Genomic DNA, 23,849 nt, shown 5'->3' with positions numbered 1-23,849 from the left:
TTTCTATCTGGTCGCCTCATCCTCGATAGAGGTCCGCGTCCGGGTCGAGCCCGCCGCGCACCTCGGTAGAGACGATCTGGGAAGCGATGGCCGAATAGGTGATGCCGTTGCCGCCAAAGCCCATGACGGCCCAGGCGTGGTCCATGCCATCGATGGGGTCGATGCTTGGCAAGCCGGTTTCGCTGGAGCCGAACGCGCCCGCCCAGCCGTAGTCGATCTCGAAGGAGACATCGGGCAGCAGGATCCTGAGCTTGGCGGTGAGGATTTCGCACTTGTGCTTGAGCTTGCCCCCATCCTCGTGCGCGCTGGCCGATGGCTCGTCTTCCCCGCCCACGATCAGGCGGCCGTCGCCGCCCATCCGGAAATAGAAGTACGGATCGGAGGCCTCCCAGACCAGTGTCTCGCGCAGCCAGCGCGGGAAGTTCTGGCGACCGACCCGTCCTCAGATCACGCTTCTTCGTCGCAAAGGTCATGGAAACTCCGCCTGAGCGAGGCTTAGCTCCCGAAGCGGGTGTCGAGTTCCGTTCGACAGCGCCGGGTTAGCTCCATGCCGACAACCGGTCGCGTCCGGTCGCACGCCAATGAGCGTTGGCCTGATCTAGAGTTCTGGGTTGGGCCTTTCCGACCTTGGCGTACTTATGCATCTTGGGTCTTGAGGAAGGCCAGCCGGGGATCGGTTCGGCCTAGCGCGAGCTGTTGGACGTCCGTTTCGACAACCCCGTGCATCACGAAGGGATCAGCCGCCAATCGCACCTCAAGCTCGTCGCGGGCGAGCCCGCGGGCCACGATGATCCCGCCAGCGCCGCCTTCAAGGCCGCCGGCGAGCAAGAATGCGCCCTCCTCGAAGCCCCGGGCCAGCCAGGTGTTATGACCGCTCATCCAGGTCGGAGCCTGTGACTTGTCGATGAAGCGCAGGGTTATGACGAACATAATGCCTCACTAAGGGAGAGGTGATGGGGGGGGGGCTTCTTGGCCTGATGGGGCAGGGCCTTGATCCAGTCTTCGATGTCGTCGACCTCTCGGCGCAGGAAGGCCTCGTCCTTGAATGCGGTAGCCAGCGTCGCCACCCCCTGGCTGCGCATGAGAACGTGGAGGGCCAGCTTCCTGGCGTCATAAGGCCGATCAAGCGCGGCGAATTGCTCGGTCAGCCAATCGGCGAACACGCCAAAGAGCCCCGCGGCCTCATCGCKAAGTGAGTGCGCGAGCTTGGCGAGCTCATTCGCCAGGCTGCCGACCGGGCACCCGAAAGCCATGATTTGCGACTGGTTGGTAATCAGGATCTTGGTGAACGCGACGATACGTTCTGCGGGATCGTCGGTTTGGTMGTTCCAGCTTTGCAGTAAAGCGCTTGTGGCTTCCAGGCGCCGGGATAGCACGGCCTGAAGGATCTGATCCTTGCTCTCGAAATGATAGTAGAAATTGCCCCGAGACAGGCCAACGGCCTTGGCGATATCAGCGAATGAAGTCGCCTCGAAACCTCGCTCATAGAACAGGCGATCAGCGGCCTCAGCAATTCGCAATCGTGTGTCAGCAGCATCCATGAGAGCGGCCTTTGCGCCAATTGCGGTAGAGATTGTCCAGGACGATTGTCTTAGTGAGTCTAGGGCGTTTGTCCTAGTCGGCAAACCGTTTGGCGAGAGGATGTTGCGCAGCGTGGGTGAAAGCGCGGCCTTGAGGCCATGTGGCGCCAATAGAGGCCTTGCCGGGCTGTGGCCAAGGTGCGATAGCGGCGCCTGGGTGCGCGGCCGTTCGTGGCCGCTCAGGTCTTAACGCTGGTCGGGCCGCCAGCGCGGAGACCTGTGTCATGGCGCCATCTGGCCGCAAGCCTTCCGTCCTGCGTGAATTTCTCGATAGCGGCGCCGCCGGCGGTCTTCTGCTGATGGCCGCCGCCATCCTGGCGCTGTTCGTCGCCAATTCCAGTCTTGCCGACGGATACTTCTCGGCTCTCCACACGCCCGTCGCCGGCCTTGATCTGCTGCATTGGATCAACGACGGCCTGATGGCGGTCTTCTTCCTGTTCGTCGGACTTGAGATCAAGCGCGAGTTCCTGGATGGGCAGCTGGCGACCTGGTCGAACCGCGCCTTGCCCTGCATCGCCGCAGCCGGTGGGGTGATCGTCCCTGGCTTGATCTTCGCGGCGATCAACGCCGGGAGCCCCGATACCGTCCGCGGCTGGGCGATCCCGACCGCCACAGATATCGCGTTTGCGCTGGGTGTGCTGTCTCTGTTGGGATCGCGTGTTCCAACCAGCCTGAAAGTGTTTCTGGCGACGTTGGCCATCGTCGATGACCTCGTCGCCGTGCTCGTCATCGCCGTTTTCTACACCGCCAAGATCAATCTCGCCGCGCTGGCGGGGGCGGCGATCGCCAGCCTGCTGCTCCTGGCCCTCAACAAACTCAAGGTCGCAAGGCTTGCGCCTTACCTCGTGCTTGGTCTGGCCTTGTGGGCGCTTGTTCTGCTGTCGGGGGTGCATGCCACGATCGCCGGCGTCGTCCTGGCGCTGACCATTCCTCTGAGGGCCTCCAAGGGCGCGCCCGACAATCTCGAGTCGCCTTTGCATCGGCTGGAGCACGCGCTGTCGCCCTGGGTTTCCTTCGTGATCGTACCCGTCTTCGGCTTCGCCAACGCCGGTGTTGCGTTCGCAGGGATGGCGCCGTCGGTGATGATCGAGCCCGTCACGCTAGGCGTCGCTCTAGGGCTGTTCCTGGGCAAGCAGACGGGGGTGTTCGCCGCCTCGTGGCTGGCCATCCGGCTTGGCCTTGCGCGTCTTCCGGTCGCGGCGTCCTGGGCCCAGCTCTATGGCGTGAGCCTGCTTTGCGGGATCGGCTTCACCATGAGCCTGTTCATCGGTCTCCTGGCCTTTCCGGATCCGGCGCTGCAGGACGAGGTCAAGGTTGGCGTTCTGGCGGGCTCATTGGTCTCCGCGCTCGCCGGGGCGGCTCTGCTCCTGCTCGCCAAACGGCGCTTGCCAGCCCCGGAGTGAAGGCTTCACGGTCCTTATTGCGCGCGCCATCGCTCAAGATGGGCCAGCACGTCATTGACCAGTTGTTCCTGCGTAAAGCCGGTGACGTCGCGTGGCCGCCCGGCGTCGTCGGAGGACGCCGAGAGGCGCCACTCCATCTGGCGGCGTCTCTCAGGCGCATCGAGCGCGGTGAGGGCGGGGCGGGGGCGCTCGCGCGCCGTCAGGCGGTAATGAAAGTCGCGCCCCGAGGACGAGGGCGCGGTAAGCGTCAATCCAGCCTCATCATGCTTGATTTGCGCCAACAAGCCCTCGGCGCTTAGGGCCGCGTGAACCGTTTCCAGGGCGGGACGTCCGGCGCGCTCGATCTGACGCTCGATTTCGCGGCGGCTGGCCGGAGCGAGAATCCGTTTGAGTTGCTCGGCCAGCGGCGGGGCTTCGGTCTCCAGCGTGCGGCCGCGCAGATCGGCGTTCATCTGCCGCACCAGTCCGATCGCCAGCAGGATCATGATTACCGCGAAGGGAAGCGCGGCGACCAGGGTGGCGGCCTGCAGTGCGCCAAGACCGCCCGCCAATAGCAGGAGCGCCGCGGCCAGGCCAAGCAACAGGCACCAGTAAAGGCGCTGCCACCGGGGCGTGTCATCCGCGCCGCCCGATGCGATCGTGTCGATCACCAATGCGCCGGAGTCGGCTGAGGTAACGAAGAACACCGCCACCAGCAGGATCGCCAAGGTCGAGGTTATCGTAGCGCCGGGAAGCTGCTCGAAGAAGTGGAAGAGGGCGGTGGAGAGGTCGGCGCTCACGGCCTTGGAAATGGCGCCGGCGGCCGAGCCCATGTCTAGGCTGATGGCGGTGTTTCCAAACACGGTCATCCACAGGAAGGTAAAGCCGGCCGGAACAAGAAGCACGTTGAGCACGAACTCGCGCACCGTGCGGCCGCGCGAGATGCGAGCGATGAACATGCCCACGAACGGCGACCAGGCGATCCACCAGGCCCAATAGAAAAGCGTCCAGTTGGCCATCCAGGCACGCGGCTCGTAAGCGTAGAGCGTGAAGGTGCGGCCGACGAAATGTTCCAGGTAGAAGCCGAAGTTCTGCACGAGCGCTTTCAGCAGAAACCCTGTCGGACCAACAACGAGCACGAACAGCATCAAGAGGATCGCCAGGGTCAGGTTCAACTCGGAGAGGCGCCTGACCCCCTTGCCCACGCCGCTCAGCACCGAAAGCGTCGCGGCCGCCATGACCACGACGATGAGACCGACCTGAACCCAAGGGGTGTTGGGCACGCCCAGGAGGTAGTTCAGCCCGCTGTTCATCTGCGCCACGCCGAAGCCCAGTGAGGTGGCGATGCCGAAGGCCGTGCCCCAGATGGCGAAGATGTCGACGGCGTCGCCGATAGGTCCGTCGATGCGTTTGCCCAGCAGCGGCGAAAGGCCCGAGCGCAGGGTCAGGGGCAGGCCCTTGCGGTGGGCGAAGAAGGCCAGGCTGAGCCCGACGAGGGCGTAGATCGCCCATGCGTGCGCGCCGTAGTGGAAGAAGGTTATGCCCATCGCTTCGCGAGCGGCCTGGAATGAGCCGGCATCGGCCTCTGGCGGGCTGATGTAGTGCTGGATGGGCTCGGCCACGCCGAAGTACATCAGGCCAATGCCCATGCCTGCCGCAAACAGCATCGCCAGCCATGATGCGTACGGAAAGTCGGGTTCGGCGTCGTCGGGACCCAGTTTCAGCGCGCCGGTCGGGCCGAGCGCGAGGAACAGCACCAGGCCCAGAAAACCCGCGACGACGGCGATGTAGAACCAGCTGAAAGTTTCGATGACCCAGGCCTGGGCGGCTTGGAACATTCGGTCAGACTGGCCCGGCGCGGCCATGGCGATCACCAGAAGCAGCCCGATGATCAGGCTCGAGCCCCAGAACACGCGTGGGTTCATCTTCGTCGACAGCATCGTCTTCAAGCGTTGCAGTTCCTGTCTGGTTCCTCGGTCTGGCCGATGTTCATTGAGGTGGGGTGACGCGCGGCCTTGAACCGCGCGTTTTGGGTCTGGGTCGCTAGGCGCCGGCTCGCGCCGCGGCCAGTTGCGCCAGTTGCTGGTCGGGCATGACGACCTTCAGATGAGGGAAGGGGATTTCCACCCCCGCTTCGTCGAAGGCCAGCTTCACACGCCGGTTGTACTCGCGGCCGACGGTCCATTGCTGCAACGGCAGGGTCTTGATGCGGGCTTTTAGCACAACACCGCTCTCGGCCAGGCTGTCGACACCGACCACCTCGATGGGATCGAGAATCCGGTCGGTGAAATCCGGATCCGATTTCAAGCGCGCGCCCACGCGCTTCATGATCGACAAGGCCGCGTCCAGGTCCGAGCCGTAGGAGACCCGAAGCTCGAACACATAGTAGGAGAAACTCTTGGTCAGGTTATGGACGACCTGCGCCTCGCTATAGGGAAAGACGTGCACGGTGCCGTCGAAATCCCGTAGCCTGATCGTGCGCAGGGTCATTTGTTCGACGAGCCCGCCGCTGTCGCCGATACGCACGATGTCGCCGACCGAGACGATGTCCTCCACGATGAGGAAGATGCCGGTCAGGAAGTCCTTGACCAGAGTCTGAGCCCCAAAGCCGAGCGCCACGCCGATCACGCCCGCCCCCGCCAGCAGTGGGCCGATCTTCACGCCAAGTTCCGACAGAGCCATCAACACGGCGAGAATCACGATCGCCGACTGCGTGAGCCCTCGAAGGATGGGCGCCAGGGTCGACAACTGAGCGCGCCGGCGAGGCTCGTCGGCCCGGTCGGCGAACCGTCCAAGAGCCCGCCCAATCGCCAGGCCGGCCAACTCGAAGGCCGCAACGGCCAGAACGAGCAGCATGAGCAGGCGCAGAAATCCGGCCAGCATCTGTCCGCCCGCAGGCGTCGCGGTCCAGGCGAGCAGGTCCAGGCCCCAGATATTGAAGATCGTCAGTGCCGCCACGAGGTTGGCCAGCCATTGGGCGGACCAACTGGCGAGCCGGGCCAGGCGGTGGCTGCGGACCGTCCTTTCTGCATCTGCCGGACCAGGCAGGCGCTGGGCGCCCATCAGAGCCAGGCGCTTGACCAAACGACCGGCTGACCAGGCTATCGTCAGCACGGCCAGGGTGAGCCCCAGATTGACCAGCCAGGCGAGCGGACTGAGGGATGAGAAGTGCGCCGGCAGGCCGCGCAGGGCCGCCATGATGCGTTCGCTGGCCGTCAAGGACAGGCCCTCCTTATAGGCTGTGGCGATGTGGAGGTGTGTGAAGGCCCGATAGATCGCGCCGATCGCGCCGATCGCGCCGATCGTGTCGCACGTGTGGGGTTACGTCCGGCTCAGGCTGCGCCAAGCTTGGTGTCAGGCGCTGGCCTGGCCGCGCGACAGCGCGCTGCGAATGCGCGCGACCTGAATGTCGGGCGCGCGCCAAGCGACGTCGCCAAGCGCATCGTGTTGGGTCTTGTCCAGCAGCATCGAACGCACGCCCCAGGTCTCCAGCAGGGTGCTCGCCAGTTGGGAGGTCTTGCGCTCGCCGGTCGGCTCTCCAGCCAGGAGCGCGACGGTGGCGCCTGTCTGAGCGGTGATCGCCAGGGCCATCTTAGCTGTCTGCAGAGGGCCCACGACGCGGATCTGGGCGTCGTAGAGATTGGACATGATCTGCGCGGCGTCGGCGCCCTCGCCGCAGATCAGGAGGACGGTTTCCTTGTCGATGTCGTGCATGGTTCCCCGCTTGCCTCGAGCCGAAGTGTCGGCCCTAAAAGCATCGTATCACGATGCAAGTTGCGTGTTGCACACTTCGGCCTGACGAAAACGTGACCGATATCTGGCGAGCGGCTTCAGAACGGGAAGAACAAGGGGATGGCGGCCATGCCCGCCGCCCAGGTTATCAGGTTGAGGGGAGCGCCGATGCGAACGAAGTCGAGATAGCGATAGCCCCCCATCTGGTAGACCAGGACGTTCGTCTGGTAGCCGAAGGGGGTGGCGAAGGCGGCGCTCGCGGCCATCATCACCGCCACCAGGAACGGCCGGGGGCTGACGCCGAGGTTCTCGGCCAGAGCCACCGCGATTGGCGTAAGCAGCACCGCCACGGCCGCGTTCGAGAGTATCTCCGTCAGCAGCAAAGTCGCCCCGTAGATTAGCGCCAGAGCGTAAAGCGGGCCAAGACCGCGCAGCCATCCAACCAGGCGCTCGGAGGCCAGAGCCGCAAGCCCGGTGACCTCCAGCGACAGTCCGATCACCACCATGCCGGCGATCAGAAGCAGAATATCCGGTCTCAAGCCCTTGTAGGCGTCCTCGGCGCTGATCACGCGGGTGACGACAAGGCCAACGGCGCCGGCGAAGGCCGCCGCTGCGATCGGCAGGAGACCCATGGCCGCGACCGTGACGACGGCGGCGAAGACGCCAAGCGCCGTAAGAGCCCGAAGAGGGGCGAACGGCGCGTTTTGCGGATAGATCGCTGGATCATCGCCAGCGGGGGTCAGGCCGGCGGGCGCGGACAACGGCTCGGCCGCGTGCGTGCTTGAAGCCGACAGCAACACAGGGCCGGCCACGAGCAGATAAAGGCCGCCCGCCAGCGCCACCACCAACGCCACTGGCGTGATCTCGAATAGTCCGAGCGCGGGTTGGCCGGCGCTGCGGGCCATGTCGTTGACCAGAAGGTTGGTCGATGTGCCGATCAGCGTGCATGCGCCCCCCAGGATGGTGACGTAGGATAATGGGATGAGAAAGCGCTTTGGCGATTGGCCCAGGCTCTGGGCGACGTCGCGCACGACGGGGGCGCCCAGAACCACGATCGGCGTATTGTTGAGGAAGGCGGAAGCCAGACCGCAGAGCCCGATCACCAGCCATAACCCCGCCGACCCGAGGCGCGCGCAAAGACGTGTGGCGCCGCGGATCAAAAGCCCCAGAAGGCCAGACAGCTCCATGGCGTAGGCGATCACGAAAAGCGAGGCCAGAGCGATGATGGCGGGGCTGGCGAAAGCGCCTTGAACCTCTACGGGCCGCACCGTGCGCGTGCCCAAAAGCACCGCCGCGCCGGCCAGGGCCGCGACGTCCGAACGCAGCTTGCCATGGATCAGGACGCCGACCACGGCCGCTAGAACGCCAAGAGCGATGATCTGAGCGGGCGTCATGACCGGGACGAGCGCAGTTGCAATCGGGGCCCCATCTTCTGCTAGGCTAGGCGCATGAGCGACAATAAGGCCCAGACCACCGACCGCAAGCTGGCCCTGATCGCGCCGTTCGCCATCGGCCTGGCGGCGATCGGCGTCGTGGTCGTGCTGTTGTTGCGTCCGGACGGCCCTGGGCCCGCGCCGGTCCCTGATCGACCGCAGGTTCAGCCCGCGCCGGCGTCGGCGCCGGCCATACCCGCGCCTGCCGATCCGATCTCGCGGGCCGAACTGATCGAGGCGGCGCAAGCCGCCGCCAGCGCCTACGCGGCCGACGCGCCTTCGTCGGCCGCGAGCCTGCTGGGACGAAAGTTCGCGCTGCGTCTGGCCTTCGGTTGCGCCGGACCCGCGGTCGATCCGGGGCCCCAGCAGGCCTACTACCAGCTCGACCCCGTCGCCAAGTCGGTCCGGCTGGTCGCCAGGCCAGCGGTCTGGACCGACCTGCCCCTGGTGCGCGCCGGCGGGCCAGAGGCGGCCGCGGAGGTGGTTGAGGGCTTTTGGATTCCGAGACCCTGGTCGCGGGGCGAAGGGTGTCCGCATCGACGCGCGGTGGATCCGCCGGCCGCGCCCACGCCTGTAGAGGCTCCCAGCCTGGGCGTGGCCATGTTTCATGACGCGGACGCCTCTCGTGCGCAGCGGCGCGGTGACCGTCCCTACGAGTACGTGTTGAAGCTGCCCGAGCTTGGTGATGCTCAGTCGATGTCCTTCACGCTGCTTCTGGAGGGGCGCATCACGGGCTTTGCCGACCGGACGCCGGTACGTTGCTGGAGCGAGTCCGCCGATCATCGTCCGGTGTGTCTTTACGCCGTCGAGCTCGACAGGGTCGCGTTCGAGGACACTCGGGGAGGCGTCCTTGCTCAGTGGCCGACCTGACGGGCCGTGAACCGATGAAGCATCCTGTTGTCGTCGCCTTGGTCGATGGCTCGGCCTACGGGGCCAGCGTGGCCGAACACGGTGCCTTTCTTGCGGGCCGGGCGGGGGCCAGCCTGCGATTGCTACACGCGCGCGAGCCGCAGGAGACGCCCGCGCAGGCGCGCCGGCTCTTGGAAGACCTGGGCGCGGCGCTTGTCGATCAAGGCGCGCCTGCACCGGATCTGGAGCTTTTTGAGGGGGAAGTCGCCGCCGCGGCCATGACGGCCCGCGCAGATCTTCTGGTGATGGGCAAGCGAGGGGCGTCCGACGTGCCGGAGCGATTGGGAAACAACGTTGCGCCCGCGATAGCAGCGCTCGATACGCCCCTCTGCCTCGTGTCGAAGATCTATCTGCCCATTCACCGGGTGCTGGCGGTCACCGACGCCGACCCGGCAAAGCGCGCGGTGCTGGATCTGGTGGCAAATCATCCCGGCTTCGCCGAGGTCGAGCTTGATCTGGTGGTTGTCTCGGCCAGTCAGGAGGCGGCCGAAGACAAGCTTGGGATCGCACGCCGGGCTCTGGACGGGCGAGCAAGGGCCTTCGCCATTCATGCCGAACGACTGGGGGAAGCGGTTTGGCGGTATCTGGCCGAACGCCCGGCCGACCTCATCGTGATTTCCCGCGCGGTGCTGCTTTCGAGCGGCGAGACGGATCTGCGGCAAGTGCGCTCCGGAGGCCTATGGAGCGCCCGCGCCTCGGTGCTGGTCTGCTGAGCTTCCGGCTCAGGGGCGCGGCCCCGCAGCCCGGCGTGCGGCTTCAATGATCCCGCTCAGGATGTCGGCCCCTTCGTGCAGTCGGGTAAGGTTGCGGCGGGATATCGCCTCGAGAATTTCAGCGCCGCGAGGACGCAACGCCAGGATCACCCGTCGCCGGTCGGTGTCTGAATCCCGGCGGCCGACGAGATCACGCTCGACCAGCCGTGAAACCAGTTCCACAGCGCTATGGTTCTTGATCAACAGGCTTTGAGCCAGCTCGCCGATCGAAATCGGATCGGGTCCTGGATGGGCCTTGATCGCCAACAGGGCCTGATGCTGCTGACTGGTCAGGCCGTAATCCTTTGCGCCTTGTTCGCTGAAGGCGAGGAACTGACGTATGGCGCGGCGAAAGTCGCCCAAGGCCTGGTAATCGGATTGGGAGAGCGCTGCCAAGCTGGGTTGGGAAACGGAGGAGGGGGGCACGGCGAGGCATCCAGCGTCACATCGGAAGGAGCGACGATACCTGCTTATCTAGCATGCGCCGCGAGTCGGTCGACGCCGGTTTGCTGGCCGAAAATTTGACGAATGGATCGTGGGGCGATATTTCTCGCCGTATGTCTGGGGCGAGGGGGCTTGGGGGTGGCGCGCCGGCGCGGGCGAACGAAGATCGCACAGCGCCGGCGCAGCCTGCGAGGCGTCGGCGTCTCGTCGTCATCGGCGGGGCGATCCTGATGGCGCTCGCCGGCGGCGCGGCGGGCGCGCATATGGCGCTCGATGGAATTGATTATCCGGCGTTGCGGGGACCCCGGTTGCGGGTCTCGAGCGTCCATGCCGAACCTGTCGAGCCATCGCGGCGAACGCAGCCTTGAAGGCGTTGGAGTCCCAAAGGCTCACCCTGGAGGGCGGCGGGCGGCCAAGCGCTCGCGCGCTGGGCAGGGGCGCCGAGCCGGCGGTGGTCTCGCGCAAGGGCCTGTCCTCCCTTGGCCCCTCCAGAGTTTCGCCTCGTCGCTGCCGGCCGGCGCGCTGCTGGCGCTGGGCCACGACGACCGATCAGGCGTTTTGTTTCTCGTGGAGGCGTCAATGACGGCCAAGAGCATCACTTCTCCTGAGCGCCTGGGGCCGCCCGAACCTATTAAGGCCAAGGGTCAGGCGCTTTTTCTCGACCTCGACGGCACGCTGGCCAGGATCGTCGAGCGTCCCCAGGACGTCCATGCGGACCCGCGACGCACGGCGCTGCTCAAGGCGCTGGTAGAATGTTTCGACCGCCGCGTGGCGATCATCAGTGGTCGTCCCCTAGATGAGATCATCGCCATCACCCAAGACGCCGTGCCGGCCTTGGCAGGGGTCCACGGTCTGCAGCGCAGAGACGTCCATGGCGCGCGGAGCGCGGTCTCTCCCGACCCCGATCTGGCGATCGCGCGTGATGTGTTCGAGGCTCTGGCCGCCGCGCAGCCTGGCCTGCTGGTCGAAGAGAAGGGCTTGAGCATTACGTTGCATTATCGCGGAAGACCGGGGGCCTGCGAGGCCGTGCGCGACGCAGCCCGGCGCCTGGAAGCATCGACCAATCTCATTTTGCAGGAGGGGGACATGGTCGCGGAAATGCGTACGCCCGGCGACGACAAGTCCAAGGCCGTAGCGCGATTTCTCGCCGAGCCGCCATTTCTCGGCGCGCGACCGGTTTTCGTCGGCGATGATCTCACCGATGAAAACGGATTTATGGCCGCCAACTTGGCCGGTGGATTTGGTGTTCTGGTCGGTCCTGGTCGCGAAACGGTCGCGCGATATCGCTTGGACGATCCCGACGCCGTTCTCAACTGGCTGGACGCTTGCCTGCGGGCCAGCCGATGAGCCGCCTGATCGTTGTTTCCAACCGGGTCAATCCGCCAACGGACGCCGGGGTGGGGACCGCCGGAGGGCTGGCCATGGCGCTGGCTGCAGCCTTGAGGGAGTATTCCGGTGTCTGGTTTGGCTGGAGCGGTGAGACCGCGCCAGCGTTCACCGGCCAGATTTCCATGCAGAAGGCGGGCGGGGTCACCGTCGCGCTGATGGACCTGGAGGAGCAGGATCGGGAAGAGTACTACGATGGCTACGCCAATCGCACCCTCTGGCCGCTATTCCACTCGCGCACCGATCTTGCGGCCTATGAACGCTCGTTCGACGCGGGCTACGAAAGGGTCAATAAGAGGTTCGCCCAGACCCTGGCGCCGCTCATCGGTCCTGACGATCTCGTCTGGGTCCACGACTACCATCTCATCCCCCTTGCTCAGGCGCTTCGCGCGCTCGGCGTCGCCAACAGGATAGGGTTCTTCCTCCATACTCCCTGGCCTGGCCCTCGAACGCTCACGACGCTGCCGCAACATCGCAGGTTGGTCGAAACCCTGCTGGCCTACGATCTGATCGGCTTTCAAAGCCAAGACGCCCTGGCGGCCTTTGGCGAGTATATAGCGCGCGAACTTGGCGAGGCGGTGGCCGACGGCGTGGTTCTTCACAAGGGGCGCTCCGTTTGCGTGGGAGCCTTTCCCATCGGCATCGAAGGGCGGGCCTTCGCCGAGTTGGCCGCCGGATCTGTCGCGCGCTCAAGTTTCGAACGTATGCGCCAGAGCCAAGCTGGGCGAAGCTTGATCATCGGCGTCGACCGGCTGGATTACTCCAAAGGGCTTGAAGAGCGGTTCCTCGCCTACGAGCAGATGCTCTGCGACCATCCGGACTTGGCCGAACAGGTGTTCCTCCTGCAGATCGCCACGCCCAGCCGCGATGGAGTTCAGGCCTACCAGGAAATCCGCGCGCGCCTCGACGCCATATCGGGTCGCATCAATGGCGCCTACGCCACGGTCGACTGGGTGCCGATCCGCTATGTCAACCGCGCCCACCGCCGTGACGAACTGGCGGGCCTCTATCGCGCCGCCCACGTGGGCCTGGTTACGCCGCTACGCGACGGCATGAACCTGGTGGCCAAGGAATATGTCGCCGCCCAGGACCCGCTGGATCCTGGCGTGCTGGTGCTCTCGCGCTACGCCGGCGCGGCCGAGCAGATGGACGAAGCGCTGATCGTCAACCCGTTCAGCCGCGAAGAGATGTCCGAGGCTCTGGCCCAGGCGCTGGCCATGCCGTTTGCCGAGCGGCGGCGGCGTTGGCGAAGCTTGATGGACGGGGTGCTGGCCGACGACGTCTCGGCCTGGCGAGACCGGTTCGTGGCGGCCCTACGCGGCCCGGTGGATAGGGATTTGGACAGCGACAGCAGGCTCGTGACGGCGGAAGACAGCGACAATCGAAAAACATCGTGATACGATCCTATGGCTGAACCATGATCGATGCGATCGGACGAAAGGGCCGACGCGGGGAGGAGACGCGTCATGAAACCGAGCCGTCGCCGGGGCCGGGGACCCAACTGGGGCGGGCTGCCGCTCGAGGTCATGCTGGTGGCCGCAACGGTTCTGATCTGCGTCCTGGTCGTCTCTCAGCGCCTGACCAGCTGAGGGCCCGGCGCCTGTGTTTGAGGGGCGCCTGAGTTTGAGGAGAGCCTCGATGAACCAGACCGATTGGGAAGAGGCGCTGGAAACGGTCGTCGGTTTCCTGGGCGACCCACCCGCGCCGAACACGCCGCAGGGCAAGGTCTTTGACGAGGCCCTCATGCGCGTGCTGGCCGCCGCGCCTTCGGCCGAGCGTGAGCCGCTGTCTTCGACGGACGCGGCCGCGGGTCTGGACGATGGCCTTCGCGCGCGTCTGGACGCTCTGGCCCGGCGGCGGGCGGAGAGTGGGCCGTTCGGCGACCATCCGGACGGCATTGGCCCTACCCTGGGCATGGATCTGAGTCGGTCTTAGGCATGACCGTCAAAGGGGGAGGGTTTGGCGCGCTGGGGGACTACGTGACGCAGCGAGGGGGTAATCCAGGTTTCGATGACGATGTTTCGCAATTCGTGGTCATGCAGCTGTGGACCGAGGAGGCTCTGCAGCTTCTGTTGCTGATGCGCGGAGCGGCCAATCGCACCTGGTCGACATCCAGCCTGGCCAACGCTCTGCAGGTCGATCCCGACATGGTCGACGAGATCGTACGCCGTCTTTGCGCCCTGGGCCTGATCGTGGAGAACGGAAAGGGCTGGCTTTACCGGCCCTCTTCAGCCGCGATCAAAGACCTCTGCGCAAGGGTGGAGGTGGCCTATCGTCAGAGGCCTTTGGCCATGGCCAGTTTGATGGGCCGCGGGCGGGCAAGGCTGGATGAACTCGCCGACGCTCCGCCTTAGGACGCCCAAGGGTCCAAGATGGGCTTGCCCGCCATGCCGCCCATCTGCCGCGGCAGATGGGCGCGAGCCCTCCGTCTTGACCCCGGGCACGGGCAAGGTTAGGGCCATATATATCGTGTAGCGATGTATATTCTCTCGCTCAAGTTCTGGCCTTCAAAGCGCGCCCTCGAGGCGAAAAGTTCTTGTCCATGTCCTCGCCTCTGGAAGCGCTCGGCCGGCAGCGCAAGCTGGTTCGTCTACGGGCCCGGCGCTCGATGCGCACCGCCGCGGTCGTGGCCGCGGCGGTCGGGGCGGGGGCGGCGGCGGTCGGTTTCGCCAAGCTGTGCGATGCGGCCATGGGCCTCCATGCCCGGTTGATCGGTGGAAGAGCCTGGCTTGGTCCCTTGCTGCTGGTGGTCGGCCTGCCGCTTTGCGTGGCGCTGATGCGCCGGCTGGCGCCGGCCGCGGCCGGCAGCGGCATCCCCCAGGTCATCGCCGCGGGCGAGATCGGACGCGGGCGCGACGTCGGCGGTGAAAAAATCCATGACGAGCGGGTGTCGATCCGCACGGCGCTGGTCAAGGTCGCCTTGGCGGCGCTGCTCCTGTTCTGCGGCGGGTCGATCGGCCGCGAAGGGCCGACCGTGCAGGTGGTGGCCGCGGTTATGGTCTTCCTGACCGGCTGGCTGCGGGGCGGACCCGGGCGGCGCACCCTGCTGATCGCCGGCGGCGCGGCCGGCGTTTCGGCGGCGTTCAATACCCCCATCGCCGGCATCGTCTTCGCCGTCGAGGAACTGGCGCGCGGCTTCGACAAGCGCGCCAACACCGTGGTGATCCTGGCCGTGGTCTCGGCGGGTGTGGCCGCCTATGGGCTGGGCGGAAACTACGCCTATTTCGGCGACATGTCCGGTTCGGCGGGCTGGAACGCCTGGATCAGCGCGGCGCAGATCGGGGTCGTCTCAGGCCTGATGGGCGGATTGTTCTCGCGCCTGATGGCCGCGGTCCTGGTTGGCGACAACCCCGTCCGGCGCTGGAAGGACGCCCGCCCAGTCCTGTTCGCCGGTCTATGCGGACTGGTGGCCGCGGGCGCGGCCGTGCTCAGCGGCGGGGCGTCCTACGGCGCAGGCTACGACGAAGCCAAGTCGTTGCTCTTTGGCCGCTTCGCTTCGGGCTGGGGCTTGGCGGCGGGTAAGTGGCTGGCCACGCTGGCCGCCGCCGCCAGCGGCGCGCCCGGCGGCATCTTCGCGCCCTCCCTGGCCACGGGCGCGGGTCTTGGCGCGCTCTTCGCCCATATCGCGCCTTGGGCGGGCGGTCGCGAAGCGGTGACGCTCGGCATGGCGGGCTATCTGGCCGGCGTCGTCCAGGCGCCCCTGACCAGCGCGGTGATCCTTATGGAAATGACTCGCGATCCAGGACTGGTGGGACCGCTGCTGCTCTGCACCCTGGTCGCGCGCCGCTGTTCCGAAGCCGTCGCGCCCGTGCCGCTCTATCATGCTCTGGCGCGCGCCTGGACGCGGCCGCGCCGGCGAACCGCGGCCCATCCCGCCAGCGAGCCCGAGCGATGAGCCTTCTGACCTGGGCGCGGCGATTGCTGGTCGCCAGCGCCATGCTGCTTTTGACGGCGATCGCCGTCAGCGTCATGACCCAGGACGCCTGGCTGCTTGCCGCTCATGCGGTAAGCGCCTTCAGCGCTGTCGGCGCGGCGATCGGCGTGTTGCTCCTCCTGGCGGCGGGATTGCGCAAGGCCGCCAGACAAGGTGGGGGAAGGGGGGGCGGCGTCGATATCCTGCCTCACGAAATGGGTCTGACCGGGCTGGTGGAAGCCGACAGTCCCTCCGGGCGGAGCGGAAATCTCCCGTCTGGACGCCCCTAGGCGCTCGGCAGCCGCCGTAGGGAGCCGACGGACTGGATCAGCACTGGTCCTGTGGGGATTTTTCGACGCAGGGCGACGGACAGTTCGGCGCCGTCCTCCAGGCGCAGCCTTGGCGAACGCGCGCTGAGCGCCTGTCCCAGCATGGCTTCGGGCGCGTCGATGACCCCGCTGGCGGCCCGGCGGCGGCCGCCCAGCGTCAGCACAAGGGTATAGGCGACCGGAAGGTTAAGCCCCGGGGCGATAAGAACGCCGTCTCCGCTAAGGCGCGCTGTCGTGGCCAAGCCCGTCTCCGTGACGTCCCATCGCGCGCCAGCATGCCGTGCGCGGCCGATGGGGCCAAGTCTATCCTGACTCGGCGGCGGCGATGGTCGGCCTGGCTGGAGATCAGGTAGTCGCGACCGGCGCCGCACGCCGTTGGGCGTCGACCTGTTCGATCAAGCTCCGCGGGTCGAACGGTTTGCCGATTATCGCGTCGGCGCCAAAGCCTTGCGCCCAGTCCAGGGCCTGGGCCTTGTCGATCAGCTTGGAACCGCCGCTCATGGCGATGATCCGCGTGGCTGGCCATCGGCGCTTGATTTCGGCGATCGTTTCCAGCCCTTCCCGGTTGGGCATCAACAGATCGATCAGCGCGATCGCAAACGGGCCTTTTTCGAAAGCGGCGATGGCTTCATCGCCGTCGGCGGCCTCGACGGGTTCAAGTCTAGCGCCTTGCAGGAAGATGCCGGCGACTTCACGCACGAAGGGGTCGTCGTCGACGACAATAACTTTCATGGCGGGGCTCGTAGGGTTCACGAGGCAGGTTTATGGGGCAAGAAGTCTAGCGTGACCTGGCCTGGCTGGCGTCGAGACATCTCGCCGCAAGACGGGACGGGCCGGGTCGGCATCCGCTCGGTCGTTTCACCCATCGGCGCAAGCGACCCGCGGCCCGTGAAGGTCGAGACGGCGGCGGCCCGGTCAGCGAGGATAAAGCGAAGGGCGAGGCGGCCGGTGGGCGTGAGAGGAGGCTCCCGCTGGAGCGCCTCAACCTGCATCGCAGCCCTGAGGCTCGCAGCGGAAGAGAAGGATATTGCGGACTTGGACGCCCGACGCTCAGGCGCTGATCGGGATCTTCAGGAACACGCCTCCCGCCGGCGTCGGCGCGGGCAGGGCGCCGGCGCGGATGTTCACCTGCAGGGACGGCAGGATCAGGGTCGGGGCCGGCAGGGTCGCGTCGCGCGCCGTGCGCAGGGCGACGAAGTCGTCTTCGGCCCGGCCGTCGCGCACGTGGATGTTGCCGGCCCGCTGCTCGGCGACGGTGGTCTCCCAGCGATAGTCCGACCGGCCCTGCGGCAGGTAGTCGTGGCCGACGAAGAGGCGGGTTTGCGGCGGCAGGGCCAGCACCTTGCGGATCGAGCGGTAGAGGGTGCGCGCGTCGCCGCCGGGGAAGTCGGCGCGGGCGGTGCCGTAGTCGGGCATGAACAGGGTGTCGCCGACGAAGGCGGCGTCGCCGATCAGATAGGTCAGGCAGGCCGGGGTGTGGCCGGGCGTGTGCAGGGCGCCGATCGAAAGCTCGCCCAGGGGCAGGGCGTCGCCCTCGTTCATCAGCACGTCGAAGACCGCGCCGTCGGCGGCGAGGTCTGCCTCGAACACCGGGACGAAGGTCTTCTGCACCTCGACGATCCGCGCGCCGATGACGATCTTCGCGCCGCTCTTGCCGCGGATGTAGTCGGCGGCCGACAGGTGGTCGGCGTGGGCGTGGGTCTCCAGCACATAGGCAAGGGTCAGGCCCCGGGCCTCGACGGCGGCCAGCAGGGCGTCGGCCGAGCGGGTCGAGAGCTTGCCGGCCTTGGGTTCGTAGTCGAGCACGGGGTCGATGATCGCGGCCGTGCGCGTGGCCGGGTCGGCGACGACGTAGCTGACCGTGAAGGTGGCGGGATCGAAAAACGCTTGAACGTCGGGGCGCATGGCCGGAGCCTCCGGTGGCGGGATCTATATATTAGGTCTTGTTAAATTAGATCAAGCTAATATATGGCGATCATGTTCGATCTCTCGCGTTTCGACGTCAGCCAGTTCGAGGCCAGCGCCGCGCAGGCCGCCAAGCTCCTGCGCGCCCTGGCCAACGAGCGACGGCTGATGATCCTGTGCCAGCTCGCGGACGGTGAACGGTCGGTGGGGCAGATCCAGCCCCTGGTCGGCCTGTCGCAGTCGGCCCTCTCGCAACACCTGGCGGTGCTGCGCGAGGAGGGGATCGTGGCTACGCGCCGCGAAGCCACGAGCCTGTGGTACCGGATCGCCGATCCGGCCGCCCTCAAGGTGGTGGGCACGCTCGCGGAGATCTTCTGCCCTCCAGTGGAGACCGCCGCCCATGACCAAAATCCTCAATCCCCTGACGCCTGACGAGGCGGCCCGGTGCCTTGCCGAGGGCCGCGCCGTAATGATCGACATCCGCGAAGCCGACGAGTTCGCCCGGCGGCGGGCCAGGGGCGCGCGGTCGCGGCCGCTGTCGAGCCTGGACGCCGGCGGGCTGAACCTGGAGGGCGGGCGCCCCGACGCGCTTGAGGTGATCTTCACCTGCCGCTCGGGCATGCGCACCGGGGCCAACGGGGCGCGGCTGGCGGCAGCCTGCGAAGGGCCGGCGCACGTGCTCGAGGGCGGGCTCGACGCCTGGGACCGGGCCGGCCTCCCCGTCGAGACCGACGCCAAGGCGCCGCTGGAGATGATGCGTCAGGTGCAGATCGTCGCCGGACTGCTGGTGCTGACCGGCGTGATCCTGGGCCTGGCCGTTTCGCCCTGGTTCCTGGGCGTGGCCGGCTTCGTCGGGGCGGGGCTGACCTTCGCCGGGGTCACCGGCTTCTGCGGCATGGCCAGGCTGCTGGCCCTGGCGCCCTGGAACCGTCCGGCGCGGGCCTGAGGCCATGGATGCGAGCCTGGTCGCCGCCGCCCTCAGCGGGGCGGTGGTCGCGCTGCTGCTGACGCTGTTCGGCGGCGGCGGTTCGGTGCTGGCGACGCCGCTGCTGCTCTATGTGGTCGGGGTGAGCGACGCCCATGTGGCGATCGGCACCTCGGCGGCGGCCGTGGCGGTCAACGCCGCCGTCGGCCTGGCCGCCCAGGCGCGGGCCGGGCGGGTGAAGTGGCCCTGCGCCCTGACCTTTGGCGCGCCGGGCCTCGTCGGCTCCCTGGTCGGGGCGCACGTCGCCAAGGCCCTGCCGGCCGGGCATCTGCTGGCCTGGTTCGCCCTGGCCATGGCCGCCGTCGGGCTGTCGATGTTCCGCGCCCCGCGCTCGCCCGGCGACCCGGACGTGCGCATCGACCTGGGCAGGGCCGCGCGGCTGGTTCCCGCCGGCGCGGCGACGGGGCTGGCTGCGGGGTTCTTCGGTATCGGCGGCGGCTTCCTGATCGCGCCGGGACTGATGGCGGCGGCCGGCATGACCCTGGCCAATGCGGCGGCCTCGTCCCTGGTGTCGGTGGCGCTGTTCGGCGCGGCGACCAGCGTCAGCTACGCCGCCTCGGGCCTGGTGGACGGGCGATTGTTCCTGGCTCTGGTCGCGGGCGGCGCCGTCGGGGTGGCGGCGGGCGTGCGTCTGGCGCCGCGGCTGGCCTCGCGCGTCCTGCTGGCGCGCCGGCTGTTCGCGGTGATGGTGGTGGCGACCGCCGCCTACGTGCTGTGGCGGGCGTGGACCGCTGGGAACTGAGGTCCCAGGCGAGCCTTGGCCGGACGACCGGTCCGACCGGGCTCGGCGCTTTGATCAGGCCAAGGAGACGCCGACGATCAGGTCGTCCCTGAGCCAGGACTCCAGCCAACCTCCGGCGCGACGGACGCCTTCGTCCGCGCCCAGCCGGTCGACAGCGTCTTCACAGATCGTGGCGAAGCGCGCCCCGGCGCGCGTTTGCTGCAGGGCGCACGCTTCGTCCGCCTCGATGGCGCGGACCAGGGGACCCTGACGCGAGCGCCAGACCCTAGGCCCGCCAAGCGCGGCCGCGGTCTCGACGGGGGGCGGGGGCGCGTGCGCCGCCAAGGCCGACCATATGGCCGCCGCGTTCGTGGTCTGGTTTGCGAGGAAAAGGCTTGGGCTGAGGCGCAGCACGGCCCTGTCCCAATCCACGTCCGTCAGCGCCGCAGGCGAAAGGGGCTCGGCGTCGATCGCGACGAACGCCTGGTCGAGCGCCAGGTCGATCCAGGCCAGTTCGGCGATTTCCGGATCCTCAGGATGGAGGCGGGCCAGGGTCTGCGGAAACCCGGCGCCGTAGGCGTCCAGCGTCCAGCTGCTGGGCGGCACGCGTTCGATATGAACGGCGGCGGCGGCCAGAAAAGCGTCGTGACCCATCCACTTGCGTGTCTGCTCGAAGATCGCCTCCAGGCAGGCCGATAACTGGGCGCGATAATTGTTCTGGTAGATCAGCAGACCCGGACTGGCGTTCCGACCGATCCGTCCGGCCGCCTGCGCGTCTTGCGCCGTCAGCCAGGCGTGCATGTCACGCTGCAGCGACAGGAGGCTCATGCCGCCACCCGGGGCGCCTGCGCGGCGATGGCCCGCGCGGTCTGCAGTTCCGCCAGCAGTTCGGCCAGCGGAGGGATGTCGTCATCGCGCTCGATCATGGTCGCCACGGCCCCAAGCCTGGGCGCGACATGGGCGTAGAGCCGCCAGACGGCGTCGGGGACCGGCTGATCATGGGTGTCGATCAGCATGGCGCGGCCTTGGCTGTGCCCCGCCAGATGGATCTGGCGCACCCGGTCCAGAGGTAGGGCGTCCAGATAGGTCAGGGCGTCGAAGCCGTGGTTGCTGGCGCTGACGAAGACATTGTTGAGGTCAAGCAGGAGCTGACATCCTGTCCTTGAGCATATCGCCTCCAGGAATTGCCATTCGCTCATGTCGGCTGGCCTGACGTCGATATAGCTCGACGGGTTTTCGACCAGCAGGCAGCGGCCCAGCGCCCTCTGGGCGCGGTCGATATTGGCGCAGACGATGTCGAGCGCCTCAAGGGTATAGGGCAGGGGCAGCAGATCGTGGGCGTTGAAGCCCTCGATCCTTGACCAGCTGAGGTGATCGGAGACGAACAGAGGATCGATTTCGTCAATCAGATCGCGCAGCCGAGCCAGATAGCGATCGTCCAACCCGTCGGCCGAGCCCAGCGACATCGACACCCCATGCAGGGCGACGGGATATCTGGCGCGAACCTGGCGCAGGATCTCTCGCGGGCGTCCGCCGTCGACCATGAAATTCTCCGAGATCACCTCGACGAAATCGACGGCGACATCGCCCTCCAGGAATGCGGCGTAGTGGGGTTTGCGCAGGCCAAGCCCGAAGCCGGCGAATGGAGCGGTCATGTCTTGCTCTCCCGCGKGGAGGATACGGCCCGGCGTCGGCGCGCCGGGCCAGGCTGGGTTACTTGGGTTCGGTCGTGGCGCCGCCGGCGGCCTTGCAGGCCTTCAGGGTCATGGCCTTGAAGCCCTGGCCCTTGCAGTCGTTCTGGCCCTTGCAGTCATGCTTGGCCGACTTGCAGTCGGACGTGCCCTTGCAGCTGTTGACGCCGTAGCAGTGGACGACCTCGGCCTTGGCGCCGTCTTCGGCCGCGAAGGTGGGCGTCGAGGCCGCGGCGATGGCCACGACGGCGGCGGAGGCGGCAAGGCTCAGGCCGGTGCGGGCGATGGTCATGGGGGATCTCCGATCAGGGTTCAGCCAGTATGGCCTTGCCTGTTCGCGGCGCGCGGGCGATCGGTTACAGCCCGCGCATCTCACCAGCGCAGAAGGCGCGGCCCCAGCAGAGCGCCCAGCAGACTCGTCGCCAGGATCCCCAGCGAGTACCAGATCAGCACGAAGATCGCCGAGGTCTCGGGGCAGTGCAGGCAGTAGACGGCGGCGGCGAAGGCTCCCGCCAGGAGCCCGGCCGCCGCGCCGGCCGCGCGCAGTCGGGTGGGGGCCAGGCGGCGGAACGACCATAGCAGGCCGGCGAAGATCGGCATGGCCAGGGCCAGGACGCGCCAGGGGCAGCTCTTCCAGCTGTGCCCCAGCCACATGGCCAGCCACTCCCCGGGCGGGGTGCGCAGCAGATCGAGGACGCCGACCCCGGCCAGGAGCAGAACCGGGATCGCCGCCAGCCAAAGTCCATGCAGCTTGGCGCTGTCCGGCCGCGCCAGCTGCACGGAGATCGTCAGGGCGGCCAGGGCCAGCGACAGGGTGTAGGCCCATTTCATCCAGAAGGTGAAACCCGCCATGGCCGCCAGCAGGTCCGGGCGAATACCGGTCCACAGCGCCAGAACGCCAGTCGACACCATCGCGCCCAGACCCAGGCCGACCAGCAGGCGGCGCCCGATTGCGCCGCGCCGCACGGGACGAACCTCCTGGCTCAGCGTCGTGATCAGCTCGTCTGTGTTCATCGCGCATCTCCGACGATGCGCGCCATCAGCGCCTTGAGGCCGCGGTGCACCGACACCTTCGCGTCGGACTCCCCGATGCCGCCGGCCTCGGCGGCTTCGGCCATGCTGAGCCCTTCGACACGCGTGGCGCGGATCATGCGGGCCTGCTTGGCGGGCAGCAGGGCCAGCAGGCGGTCGACGTCGAGGCGGGCGGCCACGGCGTCTTCCTCGCCTTCGGCCATCAGCATGTCCTCCAGCCCCTCTATGGGCCTCAAGCGGCTGACCCGGCGGAAATGGTCGATCATCTTGTAGCGCGCGATCGCGAACAGCCAGGCCGTGAAGGTCCGGGTGCGGTCATAGCTGGCGCGCCGCGTGTGCACCGCGATCAGGGTTTCTTGCACCAGGTCCTCGATATCGTCATCGGAGCCGCGGGCGCGGCGCCGGTAGAAACCGCGCAGCAGCGGAACCAGCAGGCGCAGCAGGGCGGCGTGGGCGGCGGCGTCGCCGTCCAGCCCATCGACCATCAAGCTGTGCAATACGTCCTCGTCCGCCCGCATTCATGCTCCTCGACAAGGGTTCGGCGAAGCTGACCGGAAGGTTACAGCGGCATGATCCGATATTTTGCGACGGCTGTAACCGGATCGCGGACGGCGCCGAACTGGCGCCATGGCCCGGGCTATTCGCCTCGTTCCGGGCCGTGACCGTCGCTTCGCGCGCGGTCTGTCGAGGCGCCCATCCCAAGGAGGAAGTCTATGCGCAACACCCACGCCGTCCTGGCCGCGACCCTGGCCATCGCCGCCGCCACCGTGCTCGCCGACGCCGCGGCCGCCGACGAGGCCAAGCCGGCCATGGAAAAATGCTACGGCGTCGCGCTGGCCGGCAAGAACGACTGCAAGGCGGGCGCGGGCACCAGTTGCGCCGGCACCTCGAAGGTCGACTACCAGGGCAATGCCTGGAAGCTGGTGAAGGCTGGAACCTGCACCGGGATCAAGACGCCCAAGGGGGCCGGGTCCCTGACCCCCAAGACGTGATGTCGCTGTGGCCGGGGCGGCCACGCCCCGGTCAGATCATGGCTGGAGACTGGCATGTCATCCTTGAGCTTTGTCCACACGCGTCTGGTCCGCGGTCTCGATCGCCTGGCGCCCGACGCTTTGCTGCTGCTGGTCGCACGGCTCGGCGCGGCCGCCGTTTTCTTCACCTCGGGCCGAACCAAGGTCGATGGCGTCTTCCACATCACCGACGCGACCTTCGAGCTCTTTCGAACCGAATACGCCTTGCCGCTGATTCCGCCCCAGATCGCCGCGGTCGCCGCGACGCTGTCTGAGCATGTCTTCTCAATCCTGCTGGTGATGGGACTTCTGACCCGTCTTTCGGCCGCGGCCCTGCTGGGCATGACGTTGGTGATCGAGATCTTTGTCTATCCCGACGCCTGGCCAACCCATCTCAGCTGGGCGGCGATCCTTTTGCCTCTGGTCGCGCGCGGCGGCGGCGCCTGGTCGGCGGACCGCATCTGGATGCGCGGCAGACCGGGTTGCCAGCCCTAGGTGTCAAACGGCGTTGAAAATTGACCCCCTATCGGCGTCCAAAATTGACCCCTCTGTTGGTTGTCCTGGGCTGGCGGCGAGGCGCGTAGCCATCAGCTAGCGCAGCGCGTCGCCGCCGGGTGAGCCGCGTGAGATTCAGCTGCCCGGAGG

31 protein-coding genes are annotated in these 23,849 nt (G+C 67.3%); 15 read left to right on the top strand and 16 right to left on the bottom strand.

Annotated elements, in window-relative coordinates:
* Window positions 1-16: 16 nt before the first annotated feature.
* The 3 genes from AC1DCG_RS16895 to AC1DCG_RS16885 form a co-directional block, all read right to left on the bottom strand.
* Window positions 17-397 carry an NAD(P)/FAD-dependent oxidoreductase gene (locus AC1DCG_RS16895; protein WP_477031048.1) on the bottom strand — a complete coding sequence of 127 codons (381 nt, stop codon included), beginning with the start codon at window positions 395-397 and terminating at the stop codon, window positions 17-19.
* A gap of 239 nt (window positions 398-636) precedes the next feature.
* Window positions 637-930 (bottom strand): YciI family protein, encoded by a 294-nt coding sequence (locus tag AC1DCG_RS16890; RefSeq protein ID WP_477031026.1) that lies wholly within the window; start codon window positions 928-930, stop codon window positions 637-639.
* Complete coding sequence (locus AC1DCG_RS16885) at window positions 918-1,541, bottom strand: TetR/AcrR family transcriptional regulator (protein WP_477041570.1); 624 nt, start codon at window positions 1,539-1,541, stop codon at window positions 918-920. The genes AC1DCG_RS16890 and AC1DCG_RS16885 overlap by 13 nt, the downstream gene beginning before the upstream one ends.
* 263 nt (window positions 1,542-1,804) lie before the next feature.
* Here AC1DCG_RS16885 and nhaA point away from each other — a divergent pair, with 263 nt between their 5' ends.
* Window positions 1,805-2,983 (top strand): Na+/H+ antiporter NhaA, encoded by a 1,179-nt coding sequence (nhaA, locus tag AC1DCG_RS16880; protein WP_477031024.1) that lies wholly within the window; start codon window positions 1,805-1,807, stop codon window positions 2,981-2,983.
* A gap of 14 nt (window positions 2,984-2,997) precedes the next feature.
* On the opposite strand, the gene AC1DCG_RS16875 is transcribed toward nhaA, so the two are convergent.
* The 4 genes from AC1DCG_RS16875 to AC1DCG_RS16860 form a co-directional block, all read right to left on the bottom strand.
* Window positions 2,998-4,902 carry a BCCT family transporter gene (locus tag AC1DCG_RS16875; RefSeq protein WP_477036992.1) on the bottom strand — a complete coding sequence of 635 codons (1,905 nt, stop codon included), beginning with the start codon at window positions 4,900-4,902 and terminating at the stop codon, window positions 2,998-3,000.
* 103 nt (window positions 4,903-5,005) lie between these two features.
* A complete protein-coding gene (locus AC1DCG_RS16870; RefSeq protein WP_477031023.1) occupies window positions 5,006-6,181 on the bottom strand; it encodes a mechanosensitive ion channel family protein in 1,176 nt (391 codons plus the stop codon).
* Window positions 6,182-6,316: 135 nt separating this feature from the next.
* Window positions 6,317-6,676 (bottom strand): hypothetical protein, encoded by a 360-nt coding sequence (locus tag AC1DCG_RS16865; protein WP_477031022.1) that lies wholly within the window; start codon window positions 6,674-6,676, stop codon window positions 6,317-6,319.
* Between the two features lie 116 nt (window positions 6,677-6,792).
* A complete protein-coding gene (locus tag AC1DCG_RS16860) occupies window positions 6,793-8,088 on the bottom strand; it encodes an SLC13 family permease (RefSeq protein WP_477036987.1) in 1,296 nt (431 codons plus the stop codon).
* Between the two features lie 54 nt (window positions 8,089-8,142).
* Here AC1DCG_RS16860 and AC1DCG_RS16855 point away from each other — a divergent pair, with 54 nt between their 5' ends.
* Together AC1DCG_RS16855 and AC1DCG_RS16850 are read left to right on the top strand one after the other, a co-directional pair.
* Entirely contained in the window at window positions 8,143-8,997 is an 855-nt protein-coding gene (locus AC1DCG_RS16855) for a hypothetical protein (RefSeq protein ID WP_477036986.1), read from the top strand.
* Entirely contained in the window at window positions 8,985-9,749 is a 765-nt protein-coding gene (locus AC1DCG_RS16850) for a universal stress protein (RefSeq protein ID WP_477031019.1), read from the top strand. The genes AC1DCG_RS16855 and AC1DCG_RS16850 overlap by 13 nt, the downstream gene beginning before the upstream one ends.
* Window positions 9,750-9,758: 9 nt before the next feature.
* On the opposite strand, the gene AC1DCG_RS16845 is transcribed toward AC1DCG_RS16850, so the two are convergent.
* Window positions 9,759-10,151, bottom strand: coding sequence for a MarR family transcriptional regulator (locus AC1DCG_RS16845; protein WP_477036985.1), 393 nt, complete (start codon window positions 10,149-10,151; stop codon window positions 9,759-9,761).
* A gap of 660 nt (window positions 10,152-10,811) precedes the next feature.
* On the opposite strand from AC1DCG_RS16845, the gene otsB reads away from it, so the two are divergent.
* From otsB to AC1DCG_RS16810, 7 genes are all read left to right on the top strand, one after another.
* Window positions 10,812-11,579 carry a trehalose-phosphatase gene (gene otsB / locus AC1DCG_RS16840; protein ID WP_477031017.1) on the top strand — a complete coding sequence of 256 codons (768 nt, stop codon included), beginning with the start codon at window positions 10,812-10,814 and terminating at the stop codon, window positions 11,577-11,579.
* Window positions 11,576-13,015 carry an alpha,alpha-trehalose-phosphate synthase (UDP-forming) gene (otsA, locus tag AC1DCG_RS16835; RefSeq protein ID WP_477031016.1) on the top strand — a complete coding sequence of 480 codons (1,440 nt, stop codon included), beginning with the start codon at window positions 11,576-11,578 and terminating at the stop codon, window positions 13,013-13,015. Before otsB ends, otsA begins: the two co-directional genes overlap by 4 nt.
* A 69-nt stretch (window positions 13,016-13,084) precedes the next feature.
* Window positions 13,085-13,207, top strand: coding sequence for a hypothetical protein (locus tag AC1DCG_RS16830; RefSeq protein ID WP_477031015.1), 123 nt, complete (start codon window positions 13,085-13,087; stop codon window positions 13,205-13,207).
* Between the two features lie 49 nt (window positions 13,208-13,256).
* Entirely contained in the window at window positions 13,257-13,553 is a 297-nt protein-coding gene (locus tag AC1DCG_RS16825; protein ID WP_180896941.1) for a hypothetical protein, read from the top strand.
* 2 nt (window positions 13,554-13,555) lie between these two features.
* Window positions 13,556-13,972 carry a hypothetical protein gene (locus AC1DCG_RS16820; protein ID WP_477031014.1) on the top strand — a complete coding sequence of 139 codons (417 nt, stop codon included), beginning with the start codon at window positions 13,556-13,558 and terminating at the stop codon, window positions 13,970-13,972.
* Window positions 13,973-14,160: 188 nt separating this feature from the next.
* Window positions 14,161-15,513, top strand: a complete 1,353-nt coding sequence (locus AC1DCG_RS16815) for a chloride channel protein (protein WP_477036984.1) — start codon at window positions 14,161-14,163, stop codon at window positions 15,511-15,513.
* Window positions 15,510-15,821: a hypothetical protein gene (locus AC1DCG_RS16810; RefSeq protein ID WP_477031012.1), complete on the top strand. Its 312-nt coding sequence runs from the start codon at window positions 15,510-15,512 to the stop codon at window positions 15,819-15,821. The genes AC1DCG_RS16815 and AC1DCG_RS16810 overlap by 4 nt, the downstream gene beginning before the upstream one ends.
* On the opposite strand, the gene AC1DCG_RS16805 is transcribed toward AC1DCG_RS16810, so the two are convergent.
* The 3 genes from AC1DCG_RS16805 to AC1DCG_RS16795 all read right to left on the bottom strand — a co-directional run bounded on the left by AC1DCG_RS16805 (window position 15,818) and on the right by AC1DCG_RS16795 (window position 17,765).
* Window positions 15,818-16,024, bottom strand: coding sequence for a hypothetical protein (locus AC1DCG_RS16805; RefSeq protein ID WP_477036983.1), 207 nt, complete (start codon window positions 16,022-16,024; stop codon window positions 15,818-15,820). The two genes, AC1DCG_RS16810 and AC1DCG_RS16805, sit on opposite strands and share 4 nt — an antisense overlap.
* Before the next feature lie 181 nt (window positions 16,025-16,205).
* Window positions 16,206-16,592 (bottom strand): response regulator, encoded by a 387-nt coding sequence (locus AC1DCG_RS16800; protein WP_101714462.1) that lies wholly within the window; start codon window positions 16,590-16,592, stop codon window positions 16,206-16,208.
* A gap of 318 nt (window positions 16,593-16,910) precedes the next feature.
* Window positions 16,911-17,765, bottom strand: a complete 855-nt coding sequence (locus AC1DCG_RS16795) for an MBL fold metallo-hydrolase (RefSeq protein ID WP_101714464.1) — start codon at window positions 17,763-17,765, stop codon at window positions 16,911-16,913.
* 72 nt (window positions 17,766-17,837) lie between these two features.
* On the opposite strand from AC1DCG_RS16795, the gene AC1DCG_RS16790 reads away from it, so the two are divergent.
* Genes AC1DCG_RS16790 through AC1DCG_RS16780 form a run of 3 tightly spaced genes read left to right on the top strand, consistent with a single transcriptional unit; the run spans window position 17,838 to window position 19,492 of the window.
* On the top strand, window positions 17,838-18,197 hold the full coding sequence (locus AC1DCG_RS16790; protein ID WP_180896950.1) for an ArsR/SmtB family transcription factor: 360 nt from the start codon (window positions 17,838-17,840) through the stop codon (window positions 18,195-18,197).
* Window positions 18,166-18,711 (top strand): rhodanese family protein, encoded by a 546-nt coding sequence (locus AC1DCG_RS16785; protein ID WP_477031011.1) that lies wholly within the window; start codon window positions 18,166-18,168, stop codon window positions 18,709-18,711. The genes AC1DCG_RS16790 and AC1DCG_RS16785 overlap by 32 nt, the downstream gene beginning before the upstream one ends.
* A 4-nt stretch (window positions 18,712-18,715) precedes the next feature.
* Window positions 18,716-19,492 carry a sulfite exporter TauE/SafE family protein gene (locus AC1DCG_RS16780; RefSeq protein WP_477031010.1) on the top strand — a complete coding sequence of 259 codons (777 nt, stop codon included), beginning with the start codon at window positions 18,716-18,718 and terminating at the stop codon, window positions 19,490-19,492.
* Between the two features lie 54 nt (window positions 19,493-19,546).
* On the opposite strand, the gene AC1DCG_RS16775 is transcribed toward AC1DCG_RS16780, so the two are convergent.
* The 5 genes from AC1DCG_RS16775 to AC1DCG_RS16755 all read right to left on the bottom strand — a co-directional run bounded on the left by AC1DCG_RS16775 (window position 19,547) and on the right by AC1DCG_RS16755 (window position 22,712).
* Window positions 19,547-20,299: an HvfC/BufC N-terminal domain-containing protein gene (locus tag AC1DCG_RS16775; RefSeq protein WP_101714468.1), complete on the bottom strand. Its 753-nt coding sequence runs from the start codon at window positions 20,297-20,299 to the stop codon at window positions 19,547-19,549.
* Window positions 20,296-21,126: an MNIO family bufferin maturase gene (gene bufB, locus AC1DCG_RS16770; RefSeq protein WP_101714469.1), complete on the bottom strand. Its 831-nt coding sequence runs from the start codon at window positions 21,124-21,126 to the stop codon at window positions 20,296-20,298. The genes AC1DCG_RS16775 and bufB overlap by 4 nt, the downstream gene beginning before the upstream one ends.
* 58 nt (window positions 21,127-21,184) lie before the next feature.
* Window positions 21,185-21,454, bottom strand: a complete 270-nt coding sequence (gene bufA2 / locus AC1DCG_RS16765) for a BufA2 family periplasmic bufferin-type metallophore (RefSeq protein ID WP_101714470.1) — start codon at window positions 21,452-21,454, stop codon at window positions 21,185-21,187.
* Between the two features lie 80 nt (window positions 21,455-21,534).
* The gene (locus AC1DCG_RS16760; protein ID WP_477031009.1) at window positions 21,535-22,176 is read right to left on the bottom strand and encodes a DUF1109 domain-containing protein; all 642 of its coding nucleotides are present in this window, start codon (window positions 22,174-22,176) and stop codon (window positions 21,535-21,537) included.
* Window positions 22,173-22,712 carry a sigma-70 family RNA polymerase sigma factor gene (locus AC1DCG_RS16755; protein ID WP_477031008.1) on the bottom strand — a complete coding sequence of 180 codons (540 nt, stop codon included), beginning with the start codon at window positions 22,710-22,712 and terminating at the stop codon, window positions 22,173-22,175. Before AC1DCG_RS16755 ends, AC1DCG_RS16760 begins: the two co-directional genes overlap by 4 nt.
* Before the next feature lie 195 nt (window positions 22,713-22,907).
* Here AC1DCG_RS16755 and AC1DCG_RS16750 point away from each other — a divergent pair, with 195 nt between their 5' ends.
* A complete protein-coding gene (locus AC1DCG_RS16750; protein WP_477031007.1) occupies window positions 22,908-23,186 on the top strand; it encodes a BufA1 family periplasmic bufferin-type metallophore in 279 nt (92 codons plus the stop codon).
* A gap of 54 nt (window positions 23,187-23,240) precedes the next feature.
* Entirely contained in the window at window positions 23,241-23,699 is a 459-nt protein-coding gene (locus tag AC1DCG_RS16745) for a DoxX family protein (protein ID WP_477031006.1), read from the top strand.
* Window positions 23,700-23,849: the final 150 nt, after the last annotated feature.

The organism is Caulobacter sp. 10L414 (assembly GCF_056395525.1).
This window is presented reverse-complemented; position numbering and strand designations above follow the sequence as displayed.

Bases quoted from the DNA above. Each gene is read 5' to 3' on its own strand.
- nhaA (WP_477031024.1), top strand. From the start codon at position 1,805: ATGGCGCCATCTGGCCGCAAGCCTTCCGTCCTGCGTGAATTTCTCGAT.
- AC1DCG_RS16810 (WP_477031012.1), top strand. From the start codon at position 15,510: ATGAGCCTTCTGACCTGGGCGCGGCGATTGCTGGTCGCCAGCGCCATG.
- AC1DCG_RS16780 (WP_477031010.1), top strand. From the start codon at position 18,716: ATGGATGCGAGCCTGGTCGCCGCCGCCCTCAGCGGGGCGGTGGTCGCG.
- AC1DCG_RS16760 (WP_477031009.1), bottom strand. From the start codon at position 22,176: ATGAACACAGACGAGCTGATCACGACGCTGAGCCAGGAGGTTCGTCCC.
- AC1DCG_RS16750 (WP_477031007.1), top strand. From the start codon at position 22,908: ATGCGCAACACCCACGCCGTCCTGGCCGCGACCCTGGCCATCGCCGCC.
- otsB (WP_477031017.1), top strand. From the start codon at position 10,812: ATGACGGCCAAGAGCATCACTTCTCCTGAGCGCCTGGGGCCGCCCGAA.
- AC1DCG_RS16825 (WP_180896941.1), top strand. From the start codon at position 13,257: ATGAACCAGACCGATTGGGAAGAGGCGCTGGAAACGGTCGTCGGTTTC.
- AC1DCG_RS16855 (WP_477036986.1), top strand. From the start codon at position 8,143: ATGAGCGACAATAAGGCCCAGACCACCGACCGCAAGCTGGCCCTGATC.
- AC1DCG_RS16800 (WP_101714462.1), bottom strand. From the start codon at position 16,592: ATGAAAGTTATTGTCGTCGACGACGACCCCTTCGTGCGTGAAGTCGCC.
- AC1DCG_RS16875 (WP_477036992.1), bottom strand. From the start codon at position 4,902: ATGCTGTCGACGAAGATGAACCCACGCGTGTTCTGGGGCTCGAGCCTG.
- AC1DCG_RS16865 (WP_477031022.1), bottom strand. From the start codon at position 6,676: ATGCACGACATCGACAAGGAAACCGTCCTCCTGATCTGCGGCGAGGGC.
- AC1DCG_RS16775 (WP_101714468.1), bottom strand. From the start codon at position 20,299: ATGAGCCTCCTGTCGCTGCAGCGTGACATGCACGCCTGGCTGACGGCG.
- AC1DCG_RS16830 (WP_477031015.1), top strand. From the start codon at position 13,085: ATGAAACCGAGCCGTCGCCGGGGCCGGGGACCCAACTGGGGCGGGCTG.
- AC1DCG_RS16790 (WP_180896950.1), top strand. From the start codon at position 17,838: ATGTTCGATCTCTCGCGTTTCGACGTCAGCCAGTTCGAGGCCAGCGCC.
- AC1DCG_RS16815 (WP_477036984.1), top strand. From the start codon at position 14,161: ATGTCCTCGCCTCTGGAAGCGCTCGGCCGGCAGCGCAAGCTGGTTCGT.
- bufB (WP_101714469.1), bottom strand. From the start codon at position 21,126: ATGACCGCTCCATTCGCCGGCTTCGGGCTTGGCCTGCGCAAACCCCAC.
- otsA (WP_477031016.1), top strand. From the start codon at position 11,576: ATGAGCCGCCTGATCGTTGTTTCCAACCGGGTCAATCCGCCAACGGAC.
- AC1DCG_RS16820 (WP_477031014.1), top strand. From the start codon at position 13,556: ATGACCGTCAAAGGGGGAGGGTTTGGCGCGCTGGGGGACTACGTGACG.
- AC1DCG_RS16785 (WP_477031011.1), top strand. From the start codon at position 18,166: ATGACCAAAATCCTCAATCCCCTGACGCCTGACGAGGCGGCCCGGTGC.
- AC1DCG_RS16755 (WP_477031008.1), bottom strand. From the start codon at position 22,712: ATGCGGGCGGACGAGGACGTATTGCACAGCTTGATGGTCGATGGGCTG.
- AC1DCG_RS16795 (WP_101714464.1), bottom strand. From the start codon at position 17,765: ATGCGCCCCGACGTTCAAGCGTTTTTCGATCCCGCCACCTTCACGGTC.
- bufA2 (WP_101714470.1), bottom strand. From the start codon at position 21,454: ATGACCATCGCCCGCACCGGCCTGAGCCTTGCCGCCTCCGCCGCCGTC.
- AC1DCG_RS16860 (WP_477036987.1), bottom strand. From the start codon at position 8,088: ATGACGCCCGCTCAGATCATCGCTCTTGGCGTTCTAGCGGCCGTGGTC.
- AC1DCG_RS16890 (WP_477031026.1), bottom strand. From the start codon at position 930: ATGTTCGTCATAACCCTGCGCTTCATCGACAAGTCACAGGCTCCGACC.
- AC1DCG_RS16745 (WP_477031006.1), top strand. From the start codon at position 23,241: ATGTCATCCTTGAGCTTTGTCCACACGCGTCTGGTCCGCGGTCTCGAT.